Consider the following 3,367-nt stretch of genomic DNA (forward strand, 5'->3'; position numbering starts at 1 on the left):
CAACGTTTTCCTCCTCCCCCACCCACCCCCCCTCCTTGGGGGTGAGGAAGAAAAAGGGGGGGAGGAAAAAACCCCCACCCCCCTCCCCGCAGGGGGGATGGGCGCCGCGGTTGCTTTTGATCAGGCTGCGGCGGTTGCTGTCTTGATTTCTACTGGGGTGATCGGGGTGCCGTCCGTGGGAGCGTTCTGCGGCGTCACACCGGTCTTCGCGACCTGGTCGATGAGCTTCAGACCGGCCTCGTCCACCGTGCCGAACGCCGTGTACTGCGGCCCGAGCCCGGACGCATCGCCGTACACGATGAAGAACTGACTCCCGTTGGTGTTCGCCCCCGAGTTCGCCATCGCCAGCACGCCACGACCGTACTTCAGCGTCGGGTACACCTCGTCCGCAAAGCTGTACCCCGGTCCACCGCCACCAGTGCCACTCGGGTCACCGCACTGCAGAACCTGGAGACCTTCACCGACGGTCATCCGGTGGCACTTGGTGTTGTCGTAGAACTTCTGCCCGACCAGGCTGAGGAAGTTGTTCACCGTGCATGGCGCCAGCGCGCTGTCCAGCGTGAGCTGCAGGTCGCCGATCGACGTGTTCAGGCTGACCTTCGACGTACCCGATGCCTTGACCTTCCCGTCGGCCGGCGGATTCACCTTCTTGCTCGCCGCCTCGGTGCCCTTCTTGTACGCGCAGCTCACCTCGGCCGGCAGCGGCGTCGGCCGCTTCAGCGGCGCCGCCAGCGCGGTCGGGATGTTCGTCGCCTTGTTGTCCGGCCCCGCCGACGAGGGCAGCTCGGTCGGCGCCGCCGCCGGGCTGTCGTCGCCACCGCCGACCCCGAACACCACGAAGACCCCGACCACGACCACAACCACCGCCGCGATCGCCGTGACGGTGACCGCCACGTTCCGCCGCTGCCGTCGTCGCGCAGCGTCCCGCTCGGCCTGCCGCTTGGCCTTCCGCTGCGCCAGCTGCTGCTGATGGGTCTTCTTGGACATGCAGAACCCTCCTCACCGGAATGTCTGCAGGGAACCTACAGCGTCAACCTGAGAACTGTCTGTTAATCCAGCCGAGATCAGGTCACCGGCGCTGCACACAGCTAGCTGGAGGTGCGAGTGAAGAGCCGGCCGGCCAGGTCGATACCGGTGATGGGACCGTCAGGGGTGCTGCCGTCAGGGGTGCTGCCGTCGGGGGTGCTGCCGTCGGGGGTGCTGTCTTCGGGGGTGCTGTCTTCGGGGGTGCTGTCTTCGGGGGTGCTGTCGTCGGGGGTGCTGCCGTCGGGGGTGCTGCCGTCGGGGGTGCTGCCTTCGGACGTGCTGTCTTCGGGGGTGCGGCTGAAGTAGCCGCGTTGGCCGGCCAGGCCGCCGGCGGTCACGATGTACTCGTCGTCGGGGAGGAAGCCGATGGCGGCCGCTGCCAGGTCCGGCGGCATCTCGACGTCCGAGGCCTCGCGGAGCTCGGGCTTGATCTCGACCGCGAGCGTGACCTGTGTGCCGTCGCTGGCGACGTCCAGGTTCATCGCGTCGTTCTCGTACCGCCCGACCACCTCGCGCGCCCGCGTCTCGTCGTACGCGATCGGCTCCGGCTCGTGCTCGACCAGGCCGAGGTGGTTCTCCAGGACCCACCGCACAACGGCCTGGTTGAAGGTGTAACCGTCCGGCCCGGCGTTGGTCAGCGACACGACCGCGAAGTCCCGATCGGGTACGACGAGCAGCTCGGCGTACTGCCCGTTGCCCGAACCACCGTGCCCGATCATCCGCACCCCGTCGACCGCACGCAGGAACCAGCAGATGCCGAACCCGTCACCCATCGTGCTGGCCCGCAGCGTGATCGTCTCGTCGCGCATCCCGTGCAGCGCCTCGGCCGGCAACAGCCCGTCGCCCGTTCCGAGATGGAACCTTGCCCACCGCAACAAATCGCCGACGGTCGAGACCGCGCCGCCGCCGGGGTTGTTGCCGCGTTCCCCGGCCCATCGTCCTCGCTCCTTCTCGACTTGAACTAAGTTCAGGAGGAGATTAGCCCGCCAATTGAACACTGTGCAAGAGGGTGCCTGAACTTTGTTCAAGGGTGGGTGGAAAAGGGGTGGGCGTGGTGGCCCTCAGGTTGCTAAGGTCCGGGGAGTCCGTGATGTGACTCGAGGAGGTGGTGCCCGATGAACACGATTCCGCTGTGGGCGCTTCCTTGTTCATCACGGCGCGGCGACTGACCTAGGTGTCGCCGGGAGCGCCTCCATGACAAGGCACTCCCGAAAGGCACTACCCATGCACTTCATCGCAGAGACATCGTCGAACGGTGTCGTCGAACGCAACTTCACGCTGGGCGAGATCACCGGCGTCCTGTGGTCGCCCGAGTCAGGCGCGGATGGCGCGCCCCTGGTCCTGATGGGCCACCCCGGTGGCCTGCACAAGCTGGCACCAGGCCTCGTCGCCCGTGCCCGTCACTACGTCACCACCTGCGGCTTCACCGCCGCCGCCATCGACGCGCCCGGCCATGGCGACCGGCCCCGCACGCCACAGGACGAGCAATGGGTTGCCGCCCTCCTCAACGCCCGGGCCACCGGCGAGCCGCTCGGCCCGATCATCATCGACTACAACAGTTCCCTGACAGAACGTGCCGTGCCGGAATGGCAGGCAACCATGGACGCCCTCCAAGCACTCCCCGAGATCGGTACGGCGGCGCCGATCGGCTACACCGGCATGACGCTCGCCAGCGCCATCGGCCTCGAACTGACAGCCATCGACCCCCGCATCACCGCCGCCGTCTTCGGCGGAGTCTTCGTGTACGACGCCCTCACCGAGGCCGCGCGCCAGATCACCATCCCGATCCAGTTCCTGCTCCCGTGGGACGACGACGAGATCGACCGCCAGTCCGGCCTCGACCTCTACGACGCCTTCGCCTCAAAGGACAAGACCCTGCACGCCAACCCAGGCACCCACCACCAGGTCCCCTGGTTCGAAGTAGAAGACTCAGTCCCTTTCTTCCACCGCCACTTCACCCAGTCCGAAGCATGACCGACCCAGCACCACCGGCACCGCCGACCTAGCACCACCGGCGCCGCCGACCTGACCTCCCGCCGTCGCCCCCGGCGATCCACCTGAGCAGGCGGGCCTGCTGCCGCGAGTGCACCCGTGCCGATCGCAGCACGGCCACAAACCGCAGCAGCCCGCCGGCGCATCCCCCCGATAACAGCCGCCAAGCCGCACCTCCGACAACAGCCGGCAAGCCACACCCACCAGCCCGAAACAGCTGGCAAGCCCCGACCAGCCCGGACAGCAGTCGGCGAGCCCCGACCAGCCCGGACAGCAGTCGGCGAGCCCCGACCAGCCCGGACAGCAGTCGGCGAGCCCCGACCAGCCCGGACAGCAGTCGGCGAGCCCC

General features: G+C 68.0%; 4 protein-coding genes. 1 reads left to right on the forward strand and 3 read right to left on the reverse strand.

Translation table 11 applies throughout. The features are described 5' to 3' along the window. Positions 1–120: 120 nt before the first annotated feature. Positions 121–987 (reverse strand): peptidylprolyl isomerase, encoded by an 867-nt coding sequence (locus tag ACZ3HV_RS21280; RefSeq protein WP_465686704.1) that lies wholly within the window; start codon positions 985–987, stop codon positions 121–123. A gap of 101 nt (positions 988–1,088) precedes the next feature. After that, the gene (locus ACZ3HV_RS21285) at positions 1,089–2,024 is read right to left on the reverse strand and encodes a serine hydrolase domain-containing protein (RefSeq protein WP_465686705.1); all 936 of its coding nucleotides are present in this window, start codon (positions 2,022–2,024) and stop codon (positions 1,089–1,091) included. A 226-nt stretch (positions 2,025–2,250) separates the two neighbouring features. On the opposite strand from ACZ3HV_RS21285, the gene ACZ3HV_RS21290 reads away from it, so the two are divergent. Further along, positions 2,251–3,000, forward strand: coding sequence for an alpha/beta hydrolase family protein (locus ACZ3HV_RS21290; protein ID WP_465686706.1), 750 nt, complete (start codon positions 2,251–2,253; stop codon positions 2,998–3,000). 28 nt (positions 3,001–3,028) lie between these two features. On the opposite strand, the gene ACZ3HV_RS21295 is transcribed toward ACZ3HV_RS21290, so the two are convergent. Next, on the reverse strand, positions 3,029–3,367 hold a 339-nt coding region (locus ACZ3HV_RS21295), incomplete at its 5' end, for a hypothetical protein (protein ID WP_465686707.1).

This window comes from Kribbella sp. NPDC020701 (assembly GCF_055562215.1).

Excerpts from the sequence above, each read along its gene's own strand:
- ACZ3HV_RS21280 (WP_465686704.1), bottom strand. The coding sequence starts at position 987 with ATGTCCAAGAAGACCCATCAGCAGCAGCTGGCGCAGCGGAAGGCCAAG.
- ACZ3HV_RS21290 (WP_465686706.1), top strand. The coding sequence starts at position 2,251 with ATGCACTTCATCGCAGAGACATCGTCGAACGGTGTCGTCGAACGCAAC.